Below are 2,214 nucleotides of genomic sequence, written 5' to 3'. Positions count from 1 at the left end.
CGGCCAGCGAGGGCCCCGGCGCCCGCGAGGCCTCCCAGTGGCGCACGACGGCCCCCAGTGCGGCCAGGTCGGCGGCGAGGGGGCTGTCGGGCAGGGCGACCGTCACGCGGAACCCCGCGGCGAGCTGAGCCGTCGTCAGATCCCGGACGACGCGGGCGACTCCGCCGTCCACGGGCTGGGTGAGATGCAGGACCCGGGGGCCGGCTTCGGGTACTGACTGGTGCATTGCGCGGTTTCCTCGCTCACGGACGACGCTCGGGACGGGCGGGAACGCGCCCGACTACTGCCGGGCGTCGACGGCGACGAAGAGCGCGCCGGCCCACGCCGCGTCCCGGGAGGAAACGAGGCGCAGGCCCGCCTGGTCACCACCGCGGCGCAAACCCTCGCTCAGATCGAACACGTCGGAGTCGTAGCCGAGGGTCCTGGCGTACGCCGGTTCACGCGCCGCCGGAGCCTCCCCCGGCTCGCTGATCGTGGAGTTCAGTACGTCGTCGCCCGGATTCGCGGCGTCGGAGAGGCGGATCTCGCGGCCGGCGCCCGTCGAAAACATGAGCGAGTCACCCGTTCGGCCGGGGTCGCCGTTGTAGGCCACGAGCCCGGCGTACCCGCCCGCGTGCGCCGCCAGCGCGCGCCCCTTGAGTGTCACTTCGTGCCCCCGTTTGGCGTCCAGGGTGTCGAAGCCGTCCCAGAGGGAGAGGTGCCGGAGGGGTTCGTTCCGATTGTCGTACGCGACGACGAGCGTCCACCCGCCCCAAGCGCCCGCTTTCGACTTGCCCATCGCCACGTTGACTTGTGCGACCGTGTACAGCCCCGAACCGCTCTCCCGGACCAGCTTCGTGACGTCCGCGGACGCCTGGAAGGCATCGGCGCCGCCCGCGACGCGGTGGCCGGTGACGGTGTCGGCGAGGACCGCCTTGTAGGAGCCGCCGGGTTCGGCGATCAGGACGCGGCCGTTGTCCTTCGGGGGCTTCTGCTCACCGACGCGCAGGTTGCCGCCCCAGTAGAGGCGGGCGTACGTGACGCGCGAGCCCTCGGGGAGGCGGACCTCGGCGCGGGAGGAGTTGTAGGTGTTGGGGTCGTCGTCGACGTCGACGTAGAACATGTCGAAGTCGCCGTTGGCGGCGGGGAGTTCGGCGCCGGGGAGGCCGTCGCGCGCCTCCGTGCAGCCGGGGGTCTCGGTGCGGCAGGTGATCGAGGTGTTCGCGGCGCGGACGATGCCGCCGTGCTGGGTGGCCCGGTAGCGCTCGGCGAAGGGGAGGGAGGGTGCCTCGGCGGGCGCGGCGCTCGCCGGGTTCGGGGTCCAGAGGGTGGCGAGGGCGAGGACGCCCACCGTCGCGCGGCGCAGCAGCGGAGCCAGGGGAGTGCGCATGACCGGCGTGGCCCTTTCGAGGAACCTGCGGGGGCGAGTCCGCAGTGCGATTTGCTGGCTTATAGGAGTGCGTCGGATGGGCCGCAACTCTAAACCGTATTCGGACTAATCCGTTGATAGCGGACAAGTGTGTCGGAACGGTGAAAGCGGCCTCGCCGGGAGATCACCCCATTGGCCGCACAACCCCTCGGGGTGCCACGCGTTGACACAGCGCCGGGCATCCCCGCCCGGATGTTCGTGTCAAAACCCCAAGGAGCACCTCTCCATGTCGCGTATCGCGAAGGGCCTGGCCCTCACCACCGTTGCCGCGGCGGCCGTCGCCGGCGCTTCCGGCATCGCCGCCGCCGACAGTGGCGCGCAGGGTGTCGCCGAGCACTCCCCGGGCGTGCTGTCGGGCAACGTCGTCCAGGCTCCGATCCACGTGCCGGTCAACGTCTGCGGCAACTCCGTCGACGTCATCGGTCTGCTGAACCCGGCCTTCGGCAACACCTGCGTCAACGACTGACGCACCGCCTCGCAGGACGGCCGCTCCCCAGCCAGGGGGGCGGCCGTTTCGCGTTCTCCCCCGAATGGGGGTGGTGCGGAAGGCCCGGGGGCCGGGGGCTGACGGGGTGTCCGACCTGGGGTGATGCGGTCGTTCGGGTGGTTTCGGAGCGTGATTGATCTGTTGCGGTGAGTCGTTGTCACTCGCACGGTGGGTTCGAGACCTGACGCAATCGAAAGGAAGTCTCATGCGTGGTCTGTCCGTACGGCGTATCGCGTCCACCGCTCTGTGCGCCTCCCTCGTCCTCGGCGTCGCCGCCCCCACCGCGCTCGCGGCCGGCGGCCTCGCCCGTGAGCGCGGC

At 71.5% G+C, this 2,214-nt stretch carries 2 protein-coding genes and 1 pseudogene; 1 reads left to right on the top strand and 2 read right to left on the bottom strand.

Going from position 1 to position 2,214, the window contains the following annotated elements; all coding sequences use genetic code 11:
* Both ACVNF4_RS35180 and ACVNF4_RS35175 read right to left on the bottom strand, forming a co-directional pair.
* Positions 1-226 (bottom strand): annotated as a pseudogene (locus tag ACVNF4_RS35180) (glycosyltransferase family 1 protein); the annotation flags it as partial.
* A gap of 54 nt (positions 227-280) precedes the next feature.
* Positions 281-1,369 carry a DUF3344 domain-containing protein gene (locus tag ACVNF4_RS35175; RefSeq protein WP_461806910.1) on the bottom strand — a complete coding sequence of 363 codons (1,089 nt, stop codon included), beginning with the start codon at positions 1,367-1,369 and terminating at the stop codon, positions 281-283.
* A 265-nt stretch (positions 1,370-1,634) separates the two neighbouring features.
* Here ACVNF4_RS35175 and ACVNF4_RS35170 point away from each other — a divergent pair, with 265 nt between their 5' ends.
* Positions 1,635-1,874 (top strand): chaplin, encoded by a 240-nt coding sequence (locus tag ACVNF4_RS35170; RefSeq protein ID WP_355865297.1) that lies wholly within the window; start codon positions 1,635-1,637, stop codon positions 1,872-1,874.
* Positions 1,875-2,214 lie beyond the last annotated feature (340 nt).

This window comes from Streptomyces sp. S6, assembly GCF_054880855.1.
Note: the sequence above shows the minus strand (reverse complement) of the source record. Positions and strands in the feature narration are given on the sequence as shown.